The 16062-nt window shown below is 66.9% G+C and carries 17 protein-coding genes; 12 read left to right on the top strand and 5 right to left on the bottom strand.

Annotation, left to right across the window (positions count from 1 at the left end):
- Positions 1-53: 53 nt before the first annotated feature.
- The 10 genes from AC51BJ_RS17940 to AC51BJ_RS17985 all read left to right on the top strand — a co-directional run bounded on the left by AC51BJ_RS17940 (position 54) and on the right by AC51BJ_RS17985 (position 10475).
- Complete coding sequence (locus AC51BJ_RS17940; protein WP_496281136.1) at positions 54-959, top strand: response regulator; 906 nt, start codon at positions 54-56, stop codon at positions 957-959.
- Positions 956-2128: a PP2C family protein-serine/threonine phosphatase gene (locus AC51BJ_RS17945; protein ID WP_496281137.1), complete on the top strand. Its 1173-nt coding sequence runs from the start codon at positions 956-958 to the stop codon at positions 2126-2128. Before AC51BJ_RS17940 ends, AC51BJ_RS17945 begins: the two co-directional genes overlap by 4 nt.
- A gap of 105 nt (positions 2129-2233) precedes the next feature.
- The gene (locus AC51BJ_RS17950; RefSeq protein ID WP_304002296.1) at positions 2234-2815 is read left to right on the top strand and encodes an ANTAR domain-containing response regulator; all 582 of its coding nucleotides are present in this window, start codon (positions 2234-2236) and stop codon (positions 2813-2815) included.
- Between the two features lie 448 nt (positions 2816-3263).
- The gene (locus tag AC51BJ_RS17955) at positions 3264-4550 is read left to right on the top strand and encodes a CmpA/NrtA family ABC transporter substrate-binding protein (RefSeq protein WP_020165378.1); all 1287 of its coding nucleotides are present in this window, start codon (positions 3264-3266) and stop codon (positions 4548-4550) included.
- A 53-nt stretch (positions 4551-4603) separates the two neighbouring features.
- Entirely contained in the window at positions 4604-5518 is a 915-nt protein-coding gene (ntrB, locus tag AC51BJ_RS17960) for a nitrate ABC transporter permease (RefSeq protein ID WP_430434665.1), read from the top strand.
- 67 nt (positions 5519-5585) lie between these two features.
- Positions 5586-6380, top strand: a complete 795-nt coding sequence (locus AC51BJ_RS17965) for an ABC transporter ATP-binding protein (protein WP_019917394.1) — start codon at positions 5586-5588, stop codon at positions 6378-6380.
- 163 nt (positions 6381-6543) lie between these two features.
- Positions 6544-7245, top strand: a complete 702-nt coding sequence (locus AC51BJ_RS17970; RefSeq protein WP_496281138.1) for a response regulator — start codon at positions 6544-6546, stop codon at positions 7243-7245.
- Positions 7245-8531 (top strand): HAMP domain-containing sensor histidine kinase, encoded by a 1287-nt coding sequence (locus tag AC51BJ_RS17975; protein WP_496281139.1) that lies wholly within the window; start codon positions 7245-7247, stop codon positions 8529-8531. Before AC51BJ_RS17970 ends, AC51BJ_RS17975 begins: the two co-directional genes overlap by 1 nt.
- 320 nt (positions 8532-8851) lie before the next feature.
- Positions 8852-9547, top strand: a complete 696-nt coding sequence (locus tag AC51BJ_RS17980; protein WP_496281140.1) for an EF-hand domain-containing protein — start codon at positions 8852-8854, stop codon at positions 9545-9547.
- Positions 9548-9800: 253 nt separating this feature from the next.
- Complete coding sequence (locus AC51BJ_RS17985; protein ID WP_496281141.1) at positions 9801-10475, top strand: PEP-CTERM sorting domain-containing protein; 675 nt, start codon at positions 9801-9803, stop codon at positions 10473-10475.
- A 91-nt stretch (positions 10476-10566) separates the two neighbouring features.
- Here the strand turns inward: AC51BJ_RS17985 and AC51BJ_RS17990 are convergent, their stop codons facing one another.
- The 5 genes from AC51BJ_RS17990 to AC51BJ_RS18010 all read right to left on the bottom strand — a co-directional run bounded on the left by AC51BJ_RS17990 (position 10567) and on the right by AC51BJ_RS18010 (position 15062).
- Entirely contained in the window at positions 10567-11829 is a 1263-nt protein-coding gene (locus tag AC51BJ_RS17990) for a c-type cytochrome (protein ID WP_496281142.1), read from the bottom strand.
- Positions 11826-12536 (bottom strand): c-type cytochrome, encoded by a 711-nt coding sequence (locus AC51BJ_RS17995; protein ID WP_430434660.1) that lies wholly within the window; start codon positions 12534-12536, stop codon positions 11826-11828. The genes AC51BJ_RS17990 and AC51BJ_RS17995 overlap by 4 nt, the downstream gene beginning before the upstream one ends.
- A gap of 93 nt (positions 12537-12629) precedes the next feature.
- On the bottom strand, positions 12630-13118 hold the full coding sequence (locus AC51BJ_RS18000) for an adenylyltransferase/cytidyltransferase family protein (RefSeq protein WP_430434659.1): 489 nt from the start codon (positions 13116-13118) through the stop codon (positions 12630-12632).
- On the bottom strand, positions 13118-13948 hold the full coding sequence (locus tag AC51BJ_RS18005; RefSeq protein ID WP_019917402.1) for a ferritin family protein: 831 nt from the start codon (positions 13946-13948) through the stop codon (positions 13118-13120). Before AC51BJ_RS18005 ends, AC51BJ_RS18000 begins: the two co-directional genes overlap by 1 nt.
- Before the next feature lie 199 nt (positions 13949-14147).
- The gene (locus tag AC51BJ_RS18010) at positions 14148-15062 is read right to left on the bottom strand and encodes a MerR family transcriptional regulator (protein ID WP_430434658.1); all 915 of its coding nucleotides are present in this window, start codon (positions 15060-15062) and stop codon (positions 14148-14150) included.
- Positions 15063-15161: 99 nt separating this feature from the next.
- Between AC51BJ_RS18010 and AC51BJ_RS18015 the strand changes: the two genes are divergently transcribed.
- Together AC51BJ_RS18015 and AC51BJ_RS18020 are read left to right on the top strand one after the other, a co-directional pair.
- Positions 15162-15428, top strand: coding sequence for a hypothetical protein (locus tag AC51BJ_RS18015; protein ID WP_430434657.1), 267 nt, complete (start codon positions 15162-15164; stop codon positions 15426-15428).
- The gene (locus AC51BJ_RS18020) at positions 15415-15975 is read left to right on the top strand and encodes a glutathione peroxidase (protein WP_496281143.1); all 561 of its coding nucleotides are present in this window, start codon (positions 15415-15417) and stop codon (positions 15973-15975) included. The genes AC51BJ_RS18015 and AC51BJ_RS18020 overlap by 14 nt, the downstream gene beginning before the upstream one ends.
- Positions 15976-16062 lie beyond the last annotated feature (87 nt).

Consider the following 16062-nt stretch of genomic DNA (forward strand, 5'->3'; position numbering starts at 1 on the left):
GGGGCGACGGACTCCAAGGCCCGCCGCTCGCCCACAACGCGGAGCACTGCCCTATGGTGAGCATGTCGGCCCCGGTCAGACTTCTGATCGTCGATGACGAGCCCTTCAACCTCGAAATCATCGGCGAGTACCTCGACGGACAGGGTTATGAGCTGACCATGGCGCGCGACGGTGTCGAGGCATGGGACTACCTCGACAACGCCGAGATCGATTTCGACCTGCTGGTGCTCGACCGGATGATGCCGCGCCTGGACGGCATGGAACTGCTGCGGCGCGTGCGTCGCACACCGCGCCTGAGCGGTCTGCCGGTCATCATGCAGACTGCCGCCGCCACGCCCGATCAGGTGCGCGAGGGTTTGCAGGCCGGTGCCCGCTATTACCTGACCAAGCCCTACGAACCTGATGCGCTGCTGGCCATCGTGAAGTCGGCACTTGAAGAAGCCCATCGCACCCGCGAGATCCAGCTGCAGACTGAAGGCATGCGCCGCGCCATGGGTGCGCTGCGTCGGGCCGAATTCGAGTTCAGCACGCTGAGCCAGGCGACCGAGCTGGCGTCGCTGGCGTCGCTGGTTTCACCTGAGCCGGAGAACATCGTGATGGGTCTGAGCGAGCTCATGATCAATGCGGTCGAGCACGGCAATCTCGGCATCAGTTACGCGGAGAAGTCGCGGCTGCGACTGGAGGACTGCTGGCAGGAGGAGGTCGAACGCCGGTTGCAGCTGCCTGAGTATGCTGGCCGCCGTGCACGCCTGCAGATCGAATGTGGCGATGAAGCGGTGCGCTACACGGTCATCGACGAGGGCGAAGGCTTCGATTTTGCACGCTATCTCGACTTCGACCCCGGGCGCGCCTTCGACCCGAACGGTCGCGGCATCGCGATGGCGCGGCAGCTGTGCTTCCGCAGCCTCGAATACAAGGGCCGCGGCAACGTGGTCACGGCAACGGTGGAACTGCCATGAGTGCAGTCGGCACGGCGCAGGCCGCAACGGCACAGCAGGCTGCCGCGCCGCTGCGGCAGATGACGGTGCTGGTGGTCGACGACACCCTGGTCGGCCGGGCGACCGTCAGCGCGCTGGTGCGCCGGCTCGGCCACCGCTGCATCGAAGCCTCGGACGGTGCCGGTGCGGTGCAGGCCTACCGTGCCTACCGTCCCGACGTCGTGCTGATGGACGTGGTGATGCCCGGCATGGACGGACTGGAGGCGACGCGCGAGCTGCGCCGGCTGGCGGCCGACACTTTCCTGCCGATACTGCTGCTGTCCGCCCGCTCCGACGACGCCGACATGATTGCCGGCCTTGAAGCCGGCGCCGACGACTACCTGACCAAGCCGATCAATTTCGCCATCCTGACCGCCAAACTCGCCAACTGCGCGCGGCAGATCGTCATGCACGCCAGCATGGCGAACTACCGCGCAGAGCAGGAGGAGGAAATCGAGTTCGCGCGACACGTGATCGAGCGTCAGGTGCAGGGCAAGGCGGTCGACGATCGTCGTGTGCGCTACTCGGTCACACCGACCGCACAGTTCTCGGGTGACATCGTCGCGGTGTCGCATTCGCCGTCCGGTGCACTCTATGCGCTGCTGGCCGACGCGACCGGCCACGGCCTGGCGGCAGCGATCAGCGTGCTGCCGGTGCTGCAGGTGTTCTTCGGCATGGCCAAGAAGAACCTGTCGCTCGGCCTGATGGCCAGCGAAATCAATCGCCACCTGATGTCCACGCTGCCGGTCGGTCGTTTCGTCGCGGCCACCATGGTGCGTCTGGACGCCGGGGAGGGCGAGGTCTGGGTGGGCGGTACGCCCGAGGTGCTGTGGCTGGATCGCAGTGGTGCGGTGATCGAGCGCTTCGCCTCGGCCAACCTGCCGCTGGGCATCGACGTCGACGACGCGATGGACGTGCCGCCGCAGCGCTTCACCTGGACGCCCGGCGACCAGCTGGTGCTGTGTTCGGATGGACTCGTCGAGGCGCTGGGCATCGGCGGCGACGCCTTCGGCCAGCAGCGGTTCGAGCAGGTGCTGCACGACAATGCGCCGGCTCGGCGCCACGATGCGGTGCGCGCCGCACTCGCCATGCATCTGGACGGGGCGCTGGCGCACGACGACGTGTCGCTGATGGTGATCGACCTCGATTGAGGTCCGCGCGCAAGTCCTTGTCGCAGCTTGATTTGCGGCGCGCCGGGCGGAGCTTGGCACGGCGATTGCATCGCGTCGGTCCGGAATCCCTTTCCTGACTGAACAATGGCCGTTCTCAATGTCCTGGTGGTAGACGAATCGCGCAAGCGTGCCGCTGAAATCTGCGCCGGGCTCGCCTGCGCCGGTTACCAGGTGGCCGCGGTACTGTCGAGCGCCTACGACCTGCACATGAAGGTCGAGGAAATCAAGCCGGACGTCATCCTGATCCAGACCGATTCGCCGTCGCGCGACACGCTGGAGAACATGGCGGCGATGGACCGCGAAATGCCGCGCCCGGTCGTGGTGTTCGCCAATGATTCGGACAGCAAGACCATACGCCGCGCGATGAAGGCAGGCGTTTCGGCCTATGTGGTCGATGGCCTGGAGCCGAAGCGCATCAAGCCGGTGATCGATGTGGCGCTGGCCCGTTTCGAAGAGCACCAGGAACTGCGCCGCTCGCGCGACGAGGCGCGGCAGAAGCTGAGCGAGCGCATTTCGGTCGACCGCGCCAAAGGCATCCTGATGAAGTTGCGGGGTATCGACGAGGACGCCGCCTATCACACGCTGCGCAAACTCGCGATGGAGCGCGGCAAGACCATCGCCGCGGTGTCCGAAGACTTCATCGCCACCGCACGCCTGCTCGGCTGACCGGCCGAGCCTTTCCCTCCTCCCTGTTGCAGATCTTTCCGTCGGCGCGGCGCATCGCTGCGCCGTGCATGGCCATCCGTCATTGCCGCGCACTCTCGCGAGGAGGCCGAGGGCGGATGGCGTCACGCCCTCGGCATGCATGCCCCGGTTCGACATGGTGCGTACGCACGCTGCTGTCGCACCGCACAAGTGCGGTCGTATCGGACCGCACCTTCGTGTCCAGTTTTCGATTCGGCTTTCAAGTCATTGAAAAAAAACGTTTTGGTTCTTGATTTTCAGGGTTGGCACGCCCCGTGCTAATCACTGTTCAAGGCGCAACAACGTGGTTGCGGCCAGCGAGGCGAGAAGCCTCCATAAGGGACAAGGGTGTCCATCCGGTCGGCTTCTCAGCCGCGGATGCACACCCTTTTTTCATTCTGGAATCGATCATGAAACTACGGAGAACACGATGGCTGAGCATCCGAAGCAGGCAGACAGCGTCATTGACACCAGCGCGACGCGCCGCAGCTTTCTCAAGCAGGGCGCCGCACTCGGTGTGGGAGCTTCGCTGATGAGCATGGTGCCCCCCGGCGTGCGTTCGGCGGCCTGGGCCGCCGGTTCCGACGCCCCCGAGAAGAAGGAAGTGCGCATCGGCTTCATCCCGCTGACCGACTGTTCCAGCGTCGTGATGGCGGCGGTGGAGAAGTTCGACGAGAAGTACGGCATCAAGATCATCCCGTCGAAGGAAGCTTCGTGGGCTGCGGTGCGCGACAAGCTGGTGAATGGCGAGCTGGATGCCGCGCACGTGCTGTACGGTCTGGTGTATGGCGTCCATATGGGTATCGGCGGCCCGAAGAAGGACATGGCCAACCTGATGACGCTGAACAACAACGGTCAGGCCATCACGCTTGCCAACAAGCTGAAGGATCAGGGCGTGACCGACGGCGCCAGCCTGCAGAAGCTGATCGCCGCCAAGCCGGGCGAATACACCTTCGCCCAGACCTTCCCGACCGGCACCCACGCGATGTGGCTCTACTACTGGCTGGCGGCCAATGGCATCAACCCGATGAAGGACGTCAAGGTGATCACCGTGCCGCCGCCGCAGATGGTGGCCAACATGCGGGTCGGCAACATGGACGGCTACTGCGTCGGCGAGCCGTGGAACAACCGGGCCATCATCGACAAGATCGGCTTCACCGCGGTCACCACCCAGGACATCTGGGTCGATCACCCGGAGAAGATCCTCGGCACCACCGCCGAGTGGGTGGCCAAGAACCCGAACACCGCACGCGCAATGACCGCCGCCATCCTCGATGCTGGCCGCTGGATCGACGCCTCGCTGGCCAACCGTCGCAAGACGGCGGAAACCGTCGCCGCAAAGTCCTACGTGAACACCGACATGGACGTCATCCTGGAGCGCATGCTGGGCCGCTATTCCAATGGCCTGGGCAAGAGCTGGGACGACAAGAACGCGATGAAATTCTTCAATGACGGCGCGGTGAACTACCCCTACCTGTCGGACGGCATGTGGTTCCTGACCCAGCACAAGCGCTGGGGCCTGATCAAGACCGATCCGGACTACCTGGCGGTGGCCAAGGCGATCAACCGCACCGACATCTACAAGCAGGCCGCCGCCGCCGCCGGTGTCGCTGTGCCGAAGAGCGACATGCGGACGCACAAGCTGATCGACGGCGTCGTGTGGGACGGCAAGGACCCGAAGAAGTACGCCGGCAGCTTCAAGATCAACGCCGCGTAATGTTCCCGGCGCGGGGCCTGCCCCGCGCCGACCGGTACTGAAAGGAATCCGTCATGAGTGCAGCAACCCTCACATCAGACAAGGTCGTGTCCATGCATGCCACCCCGTCCGTGGTGCCGGCCCCGGCCGCCAACGAAGCGGCAGCGCCGGTCGCGAAGGCCGCGCCGCGCGAGCCGCGTACGCCGATCTCCGAAATCCTGCTCGCGGTGTTCAAGGCGGTTTTCCCGCCGATCGCCGGCATGGCGCTGCTGGTTGCCGTGTGGGCGCTGCTCGCGGCCAAGGGCGGCAGCATTCCGGGTCCGCTCGCCGTATGGGATGCGGCCAAGGTGCTGTTCGCCGATCCCTTCTACAACAACGGCCCCAACGACATGGGCATAGGCTGGAACGTGCTGTCCTCGCTGCAGCGCGTCGGCATCGGCTTCGGCTTCGCGGCACTGGTGGGCATTCCGCTCGGCTTCATCATCGGCCGCTTCGCCTTCATGAACGCGATGTTCGATCCGGTCATTTCGCTGCTGCGCCCGGTCAGTCCGCTGGCCTGGCTGCCGATCGGCCTGCTGGTGTTCAAGCAGGCGGACCCGGCGGCGACCTGGACCATCTTCATCTGTTCGATCTGGCCGATGATCATCAACACCGCGGTCGGCGTGCAGCGCGTGCCGCAGGACTACATGAACGTGGCCCGCGTGCTCGACCTCGACGAGTGGAAGATCGTCACCAAGATCCTGTTCCCGTCGGTGCTGCCCTACATGCTGACCGGCATCCGCCTGTCCATCGGCACCGCCTGGCTGGTCATCGTTGCCGCGGAAATGCTGACCGGCGGCGTGGGCATCGGTTTCTGGGTGTGGGACGAGTGGAACAACCTGAAGGTGGAACACATCATCATCGCCATCTTCGTCATCGGCATCGTCGGCCTGCTGCTCGAACAGGCGCTGCTGCTGCTCGCCCGCCGCTTCTCGTACGGCAACAGCTGATCCCGTCCAAACGATTGCATTGAACTGAGGCGGCCGGTGCCACGCACCGGCCCGCGAGGAGACCACCATGAGCAAGACCATCGTGAAAGTCGAGAACGCAGGCATGACCTTCGATACCAAGAAGGGCAAATTCGTCGCGCTGCGCGACATCGACCTCACCATCGCCGAAGGCGAGTTCGTCACGCTGATCGGCCACTCCGGTTGTGGCAAGTCCACGCTGCTGAACCTGATCGCCGGCCTGACCTTGCCCACTTCGGGCAACCTGATCTGCGACGGCCGCGAGATCGCCGGTCCGGGGCCGGAGCGCGCCGTGGTGTTCCAGAACCACTCGCTGCTGCCCTGGCTCACCTGTTTCGAGAACGTACTGCTGGCGGTCGAGCGCGTGTTCGGCAAGAAGGAAGGCAAGACCAAGCTGAAGGCGCGCGCAGAGGCGGCACTGGACATGGTGCACATGACCCACGCGCTGCATAAGTATCCGCACGAGATTTCCGGCGGCATGAAGCAGCGCGTCGGCATCGCCCGTGCCTTCGCGATGGAACCGAAGATACTGCTGATGGACGAGCCCTTCGGTGCGCTCGACGCGCTGACCCGTGCCAGCCTGCAGGACGAACTGAACGGCGTGATGGAAAAGACCGGCGCCACCGTGGTGATGGTGACGCACGACGTCGATGAGGCGGTGCTGCTGTCCGACCGTATCGTCATGATGACCAACGGGCCGGCCGCCACTATAGGCGAAATCCTCGACGTGAAGCTGGCGCGTCCGCGCGACCGCCTGAAGCTCGCGCACGACGCCGATTTCGTCGAGTACCGTGCCGCGCTGCTCGAGTTCCTGTACCAGAAGCAGGTGAAGAAGGCGGCCTGAGTTCTGCGTCGGCGGAAAGGGCGGGCTGCGGCCCGCCCTTTTCATTTGTGCCATCGCTCAGAGCTCGGCGCGGAAATGAACCGTGGCGCGGGCGGTATCCCGCCCATCGCGGCACTCTACGGCGCTTATCATCGCCGTCATCGAATACAGGTGAGGCATGCCGATGACGGCCGACGCAAACAGGGTTCTGCTGATCGACGACGACGCCGAGCTCAGTGCGATGCTCGGCGAGTACATCGCCAATGAAGGTTACGCGGTCGAGCGCGCGGCCGATGGAGAAAGCGGTCTGGCGTTGCTGCGCCAGGGCGACTTCGCCATCGTCGTGCTCGACGTGATGATGCCGCGCGTGTCCGGCATCGAAGTGCTGCGCCGGCTGCGTGCCTTCTCCGGCGTGCCGGTGCTGATGCTCACCGCGCGCGGCGACGACATCGACTGCGTGCTCGCGCTCGAACTGGGCGCGGACGATTATGTGCAGAAGCCATGCACGCCGCGGGAACTGGTGGCGCGGCTGCGCGCGATTCTGCGCCGCATCGGCGGTGCGCGCACACAGGCGGCCGGCGACGACGCCATCGTCGTCGGCGCGCTGTCCGTGTGGCCGCAGCGGCGCTGCGCCGAGTACGGCAACACGCTGCTCACCCTCACCAGTTCCGAATACGGTCTGCTCGAAGTGCTGGCGCGTAACGCCGGCAGCGTGGTGTCCAAGGCCGACCTGTCGCTGCAGGCGCTGGGCCGGCCGATGGGCCCTTACGACCGCAACATCGACGTGCACGTGAGCGCCATCCGGCAGAAGCTCGCGCCGCTGAGCGGCGGCCGCCCGCTGATACAGACGGTGCGGGGCGTCGGCTACCAGCTGGTGCGCGCCTAGTGGGCCGGCTGTTCTGGAAGCTGTTTTTCGCCTTCGTCGCCGCGCTGGCGGTGGCGGCGCTGCTGGTGGCGCTGGCGCTGTCGATGATCTGGCCACGCGAGGGCCGCGGGCCACACCCACAATCGGCGCTCATGGCCGACACGGTCGAGGTACTGCTGCGCGAGCAGGGGCCGCCAGCGACCGTGGCGCTGCTTGAAATCTGGCGCGCGCAGCGGCTGCCGCTGCCGCTGCTGGTGCGGCCCGACGGCAGTGAGCAGTTCGGGCGTACGGTGAGCGCCGAACGACTGGACACTGCGCGGGTCGTGTCCATCGACGGCGCGCAGTGGAAAGTGCTGGCGGCCGCGCGCGGCGATCGACCGCCGTCGGCAGCTGGCGGACTGCCACTGCCGCCGCCGCCCTTCCTCGAAGTGGTCGCGCTGCTGATCGGCGCGCTCACCTTCAGCGCCGCGTTGGCCTGGTATCTGTCGCGCCCGGTGCGTCACCTCAGCCAGGCGTTCGATGCACTGGCCGGCGGCGATCTGGGCGTACGTACGGCGGCACGGATCGGCCGTCGACGTGACGAGATCGCCGATCTCGGCCGCGGTTTCGACCGCATGGCGGCACGCATCGAACAGCTGGTCGACGCGCAGCGTCGGCTGCTGCACGACGTGTCGCACGAACTGCGTTCGCCGCTCGCACGGATGAGTGCCGCCATCGGTCTGGCACGGCAGGATCCGTCGCGGATCGAAGCGATGCTGGAGCGCGTCGAACGCGAGACGGCCCGGCTGGACACTCTGGTCGGCGAACTGCTGGGTCTGGCGAGACTGGAGCACGACGCGGCGCGCACGCTGCCGCAGCCGGTGGCGCTCGACGCCCTGCTGCATGATGTGGCCGGTGATGCGCGGTTCGAGGCGGCCGCGCGCGACGTCGAGGTCGTGCTGTCGACCGACGGCGCGGGGCCCGTCGTCAAGGGTCAGGGCGAACTGCTGCGTCGCGCCTTCGACAACGTGCTGCGCAACGCGGTGAAGTACGCGCCGGCGGGTTCGGTGGTTCACATCGCGCTGGGCCGGGCCGGCGGGAGCGCTTGCGTCAGCATCAGCGACGGCGGTTGTGGCGTCGCCGACGGCGAACTGGAGCGCATCTTCGATCCCTTCTTCCGCGGCGCGCGCAGCGACGGCAGCCACGGCGCCGGCCTCGGCCTGTCGATCGCGCGGCGCGCGGTCGAGGCGCATGGCGGCGACATCCGCGCGTCGAACACCGAAGGCGGGGGCCTGCGCGTCGATATCCGGCTGCCGGCCGAGGACTGACGCGTCTTTACACAGTTGCGCGCCGGCAGTGCTTGCCGCTGCGCCGGTCGACCGACGCGTCGGTGACGGCCATCGGCGCTTCCGCACGATGCGCCCGGCGGCGAAACTTGCCGGCGCATGGCGAAAGGGGCGCTGCGGCAGGCGACGCGGTGTCGCCGTGTAAAGAGGGCGGCGCAACGCGGCCCTTTTCCTTTACGTACGCTCACGCGGTTTTACCCGAAACGGCCGATTGGCGCGCCGTTTCGGGCCGATAACTTGCCCTGTGACAGGTGGCTGCCGATGCCGGCGGCCGCATTTCTCATACACACAGGAGCATGGACATGAGCATATCGGGTGTGGGCAGCAGCATGGCCTCGGCGATGCAGTCGGCAATGCAGGCCAACCGGCCGCAGAAACCGGATGCGTCGGCGATGGCGGCGGACGTCTTCGCGCTGCTGGACAGCGGCGGCAAGGGCTATATCGACAGCAGCGATTTGGCCGGTGCGCTGGAATCGACCGGCAGCAGTGCATCGGCCGAGGACCTGCTCGGCGCGATGGACAGCGACGGCGACGGCAAGGTGACCGAACAGGAACTGGGCAGTCTGCTGCAGAAGGTGGCCGACCAGCTGGAGGACAGTTTCGGCGCGTCGCGCGTCGGCCAGGCGATGGGCAACCGTCCGCCGCCGCCCCCGCCGCCGGCGGGCGAGGACGAAGGCATGAGCGTCGAGCAGCTGGGCGCGATGGCGGAAGAGGCCGAGGCATCGGGCAGCGCGGAGGCGAGCGAACTGGCGGCGCTGGTCGAGTCCTTCGACGAGGCGGACACCGACGGCGACGGCAAGGTGAGCTTCCAGGAGGCGATGGCGTTCCGCGAATCCGAAGCGGCCGCGTCCGGCGCGTCGTCCGACAGTCGTCCGCCGCCGCCGGACGAGGCTGCGCGCGACGAACGCATGCTGGCGCGCGTGCTGCAGATGCTGCAGGAATACACCGGCGACGACAGCACGGCGAGTACCGGATCGACGCTGTCGGTCAGCGCCTGAGTACAGCATGTCCGTTCCGGCCCGGTGCCGGAACGGATATGCCGGTCGATCGACGACGGGCTTGACGACGGGGTGTTGTTCTATAGAATGAGAATCGTTCTCATAAACGTGCGGGCATGGCCCGGGCGGTGACGGGAATCCACTCTGGCATCCGGCGGCAGGTCCGGTCCGGAGCCAGTACCTCGAATTGCCTCCCAGCGAAGACAGAAGGCCAGGCCGGGCAAACACCTTCGTTCATCGGGAGATAGATTCAATGAAGCAGTCAGTCCTCGTCCGTTCCGTCGTCAGCGTTGCCATGATCTCGGCTTCCGCCTTCGCCCATGCCAACGGCACCCATGAGCAGTTCGTCGATCCGGCGTTTTCGCTGTCCTTCGATGGCTGGAACGAAATGAACCGCAACCGCACCGGCGGTGCGCTGACGGTCGAAGAGCTGGTCGCCGGCAGCGGCTCGAATGTCGCCGGCTCGGGCGACGCGATATTCACCCGCGTCAGCGGCGACCACTACCCGGCCGGTTTCGGCCTGTACGGCGGCGCCTCCACTTTCACCTTCACCGACACCACCGTCGATGCCGGCGCGACCGCGCTGGTGTTCCAGGGCATCATCAATGACTTCGACGGCCAGTTCGGCGGCACGCCCTTCAGCCTGACCCTGAGCTACAACGGCGGCAGCCAGGCCATCGCCGGCACGCTGGTCGACAGCACGCTGAACGGTGGCGTCAGCGACTACTTCCGCTACACATGGGATCTGGCGGCGCTGGGCGTGCCGGTCGGTGCCTACACCGTGACGTTGAACGCTGGCTTCTCGCAGATGCTGGCGTTCCAGATCGACCAGGTCGCTGCCGTGCCGGAACCGGAAACCTATGCGCTGATGCTGTCCGGCCTCGGCCTGATCGCGCTGTCGGTGCGTCGGCGGATGCGCGGCGTCTGATCTTCGGCCCGCCAACCGCCGTGTCGCCGGCGGTCGCAGCAAAGAGAAGGGCGCCGCATGCGGCGCCCTCTTTTACGTCCAGCGATCCGCGTCAGCGCAGGTTGCCGCGCAGTCTCTGCACGTCGAGCGAACTGACTGGCGCCGCGGTGTTGCCCCAGCTGCCGCGGATGTGCGACACCACCAGCGCCACTTCGTCGTCGCTGAGCGCGGCGGCGAAGGGCGGCATGCCGTAGGGGCGCGGGTTGCCACGCGTGGCGGGCGCGTAGCCGCCGCCCAGCACGATGCGCACGGTGTTCGCCGGCGGGTCCATCGTCACCGCGCGGTTTCCGGCCAGCGCCGGCCAGATGCCCGGCTTGCCCTCGCCGCGCTCGCCGTGACAGTCGGCGCAGTGCTCGCCGTAGAGCTGGGTGCCGCGCTCGCGCCGCAGTTCGTCCAGTACGCCGGTCGACTCCGCCTTCACCGATTGCGTCACCGGCAGCGACTTCAGATAGACCGCCATCGCGTCGAGATCGCTCGCCGACAGGTATTGCGTGCTGCCGAACACCACCTCGGCCATCGGCCCGGCGGCGGTTGCGTTGCCGCTCACGCCGTCGCGCAGCAGCGCCACGATGTCGTCCTTTGCCCAGTCGGCCACGCCGGCTTCGTGCGGCGAGGTGAGCGAGGGCGCGTACCAGTTCTCTACCGGCATCAGGCCGCCGGCCAGCGCGTCCGGATCGCTGCTCGCGCCCAGTGCGTTGCGCGGCGCGTGACAGGCGCTGCAGTGACCCAGCCCCTGCACCAGATAGGCGCCGCGGTTCCAGTCCTCGGACTTCGTCGCGTCAGCCACGAACACGCCCGGCTTGAAATAGAGCGCCCGCCACGCCAGCAGCGCCGCCTGCGTGTCGTAGGGGAAGCGCAGCGCGTGCGGCCGGTTCGGCTGTTCGACGGGTGGCAGCGTCTGAAGCCAGGCCCAGATCGCGTCGGCATCGGCGCGCGTGACGCGGGTGTAGCTGGTGTAGGGGAAGGCCGGATAGAGCAGGCGGCCGTCGCGTGCGCGACCTTCGTGCAGCGCCTTCCAGAAGTCATCGGCCGTCCATTGGCCGAGCCCGCTTGTCGGGTCCGGCGTCAGATTGCTGGTGTAGATCGTGCCGAAGGGCGTGTCCATCGCGCGGCCGCCGGCCCAGGGCGTGCCGCCCGGTGCGGTGTGGCAGGCCATGCAGTTGCCGGCGCGCGCAAGGTACTCGCCGCGCGCGACCTGTGCCGCGCGGTCTTCATCCGCCGCACCGGCGGCCGGCTCATCCGCGGCCGGTTGCAGCGCGAGATAGACGCCTGCCGACGTGGCGAGCAGCAGCGCTGCGATCAGGAGACGCTTCATCGCGCGCCCTCCTGCACACCGCCGCAGCGTATCGGCAGCGCCTTGTCGAGACGGGCGGCTGGCTTGCCGCCCTCGGCGACCGCTTGCGACGACAGCCAGTGGGCAACCGCCTGGATGTCGTCGGCGCTCATGCGCTGGGCAATCTGTGCCATGCAGTCCGGCGCGTGCGCCTGACGGATGCCGCTTTTCCAGCCGGCAAGCTGGGCCGCCAGATAGTCGCGCGGCAGACCGAGCAGGCCGGGTATCGCCGGGGCGACGCCGGTCAGTGCGCTGCCGTGGCAGCTCTCGCAGGCCGGAATGTCGCGCGTCGCGTCGCCGCGGCGCACCAGTGCCTCGCCGTGCGCCAGTGTCGCGGGCTTCTGCGTGCTGCGCGCCGGCGGCGGGTAGGGCAGTTCGAGTGCTGCGAAGTGGCTGGCCATCTCGCGCAGGTAGTCGTCGCTGAGCGTCTGCAGCAGACCGGTCATCAGCGGGTACTGACGACGGCCGTCGCGGAAGTTCAGCAGTTGGTTGTACAGATAGCCGGCCGGCTTGCCGGCGATGCGTGGGTAGTAGCCGTCGGCGGCGGCGCGGCCTTCGGCGCCGTGGCAGCCGGTGCAGGCGAGTACGCGCTGTTCGATATCGGTCGTGGTGTCCGGTGCGGCGTGAGCCGCGGTGCAGATCAGTGCGGCGCCGATCAGCAGGGCAGGGAGTGCGGTGAATCGAATCATGACCAGGCGGGAAGCAGTGCGACGATGCGTCCCGATGATAAGCGCAGTCTCGGCAAGCGCCGGGTTATGACCCGATGCACCGTAACGGTGCAGTCACAGGCTGCGTATCTTACGGAGCAGCGCGGTGGTCGAACGCTCGTGTTCGAAGGCGATCGATTCGACCCGGCCGCCGCGGGCCAGCACGTCCGCGGCGCCGACGATGCGCTCCACCGGCCAGTCTCCGCCCTTGACCAGCACGTCCGGCGTGCAGGCAAGGATGAGATCGAGCGGCGTGTCGGTATCGAACCAGGTGACCAGGCTTACCGATTCCAGCGCGGCGATTACCGCGGCGCGGTCTTCCAGCGCATTGACCGGGCGGTCATCCCCCTTGCCCTGACGGCGCACCGACGCATCGGTGTTCAGCGCGACGATGAGCGAGCCGCCGAGCGCACGTGCCTGCGCCAGGCAGGTGACGTGGCCGCGGTGCACGATGTCGAAACAGCCGTTGGTGAACACCACCGGGCCGGGCAGGGCAGCCCGGCGCGCCGCGAGCTGATCCGGCGGGCAGATCTTGGCTTCGAAGGCCGGCGTGCCGCCGCGCATCAGGCGGCGCCGGCGTACTGCTTGCGGAAGCGGTTCAGGTCGCCCACCGTCTTGAAGCTTTCGCCGAACAGCGAGCTCAGGTTGCGCAGGATGCCGCCGATCACGCGCGCCTCGCAGTCCTTGTCGAAGCGGATCTGCTCGTCCAGCCAGCGCTCCAGCCACTCCGGGTCGGGCAGTCGCGACTGCACGGTGTCGCGCGGGAAGTGCGCCTTGCTCACGTGCAGATTGGTCGGGTGCATCGGCTTGCCGGCGCGGCCGCTGGCGGCCATCAGCATGCCGATCTTCGAGAACGCGGCGCGCGCGGCGTCGCCGGCCTGATCGATCGCCCGCTTCATGTACTTCAGATAGGCGCCGCCATGACGGGCCTCGTCGCGCGACAGCAGGTCGTAGATGTGCTTGATCACCGGCTCGGTATGCCATTCGGACGCGCGGCGGTACCACTGGGTCAGGCGCACCTCACCGCAGAAATGCAGCATCAGCGTCTCCAGCGCCGGCGCCGGGTCGAACTCGAAGCGCACTTCGTGCAGTTCCTCTTCGGTCGGCGCCAATTCGGGGCGGAAGCGGCGCAGGTATTCGATCAGCACCAGCGAGTGCTTCTGTTCCTCGTAGAACCAGATCGACATGAAGGCCGAGAAGTCGGAATCGTCGCGGTTGTCGCGCAGGAACATTTCGGTGGCCGGCAGCGCCGACCATTCGGTGATGGCATTCATCTTGATCGTCATCGCCTGCTCGTCGGACAGCAGCGCGGCGTCGAAACTGTCCCAGGGCACGTCTTTCGCCATGTCCCAGCGGGCGGATTCGAGTGACTTGAACAGTTCGGGATAGAGCATGAAGGGCTCCTGAAGAAAAAAGCATTTTACGCGAGCAGAAGTCAGCCCGATGACAGCTTGTGGCCGCATCCCGCTTCCGTCGTCCGCGTGGCGAGGTCCGCGCATGCGCGACGCAAGCCGGCCGCTACGCAGCTGCCTATTCAATCATGGATGGACGCCGGCGGATCGCCGGAAAAGCGCGTGTTTCCCGTCGCCCGGTTCAGTGGCTGGCGTGGGCGTCCCGCCAGGCGCGGACAGCGGGCCCGACATCGCCGATGCCGCGTATCACGCGCACGCCCGTTTCGTTGCGCAGCTTGTCGCGCGCACCGGCACCGCCGACCCACAGTTCCACTGTCGGCGGGAGTGCTTCGCGCAGCGTGCGGATGCCGGCAATGGCCTGGCGTACCGGGAAGGCCGAACTGAAGGACAGCGCCACGATGTCGGCGCTGGCGGTGAGGGCCGACGTGCGGATGTCGGCCAGTGGCATGCGTGGCCCGAGCGAACAGCACTGCGCACCTTCGGCGGTCAGCATCACCTCGACCATCAGCAGGCCCAGCGCGTGTTCCTCCTCCGGCAGCGTGGTCAGCAGCACGCGCGGCGGCTTTCCGGTGCGCGCGTAACTGGCCAGCGTTCCGCGCAGGAAGGACTGCGTCTGTTCGGTGTAGAAGTGCTCGTCCGGCACGCCGATGTCGCCGCGCATCCACGCTTCGCCGATGTCCACGTTGAGCGGCGCGACCAGATCGGTGACCAGCCCCTGCAAGCCCTTTTCCAGCAGCGTCTGCTGGAACACCCGGCGCAATGCCTCGACGTCATGGCTGCGGATGGCGTCGAGTATTTCACCGGCCAGCAGCGCCGGTACGCGTGAGGCCTGCTCGGCCTCGATGATGAGCTGCAGTTCGGCCGCGCTGGCCGCCAGCAGCTTGCCCGGACGCCAGCCCTGGTCCATCAGGCGGCGTATCAGGCGCAGCTTGCCGACGTCTTCGAGCGAGTACAGCCGCTCGCCGGCCTCGTCGCGGATGGGTTTGGGGAAACCGTAGCGACGTTCCCATACGCGCAGCGTGTCTTTCAGAAGGCCGGTCTCCCGCTCCACCGCGCTGATGGTCAGCAGGGACAGCCCCGATGCGTGAGCACTCATTTTGTCCTGGACAAATCGTTGACATGGCGACTCATGAGTCCTAGATTACGGCTTGAGTCTTGTTTTGTCCAGGACAAAAAAGGGGGCGGTATGAAGACGATGAAAGCTGCAGGAAGCGCCACAAGCGCGCTGGCAATGCTGTTCTGCGTGTCCGCGTCGGCCGTCATGCCGTCGGCGGCCGAACCGGTCGACCATGAACGCGCCGCTGCGCCAGCGCAGAAAGCGTCGGCCTCTGCCCAGCCGGCGTCGAGCCAGACCGATGCGCTGGTTCATCTGCACCGCGCCGCGACCGGTGCCTACTTCCCGGCGCACCTCGTCGTCGATGCATCGGCGCGCTGCTGCGAGTCGGCCCGTGCTGCGCGCTGACGGTTTGCGCATCGTCTTCGCGCTGGTGACGACCTTGACCTCGATGACTGCGGCTGCGGCCGACGCCTGCCCGACGCTGCTCGATCGTTCGATTCCCGGCCTGCTCGACGGCAAGCCGCGTTCGCTGTGCGAATACAGCGGCCGCGTGCTGCTGGTGGTCAATACCGCCAGCCGCTGTGGCTACACCGGCCAGTACGCCGGGCTGGAAAAGCTGCGGGACAGCTACGGCAAACGCGGTCTGACCGTGCTCGGCTTCCCGTCGAACGACTTCGGCAACCAGGAACCGGGCAGCGACAAGGACATCGCCGAGTTCTGCAGCATGACCTATGGCGTCAAGTTTCCGATGTTCTCGAAGACCTCGGTCAGGGGCGCCCAGCGCCACCCCTTTTACGCCGATCTGGCGAAGGCCTCGGGTTCGGAGCCGGCGTGGAACTTCCACAAATACTTGATCGGGCGCGATGGCCGGACAGTGACCGCCTTCCCCAGCAACGTGGCACCCGATTCGAACGTGCTGCTGCGCGAGATCGAAGCGGCTCTGGGCAGATGACGCAGATCGGCGGATCGCACACGCAAATTCGAGCGGGTGAATCTGCGCAGGTGAATCCATAACGCCCGTTCGCGTGTAGCGGTGGGC

It is taken from the genome of Methyloversatilis sp. S146-33, assembly GCF_059552495.1.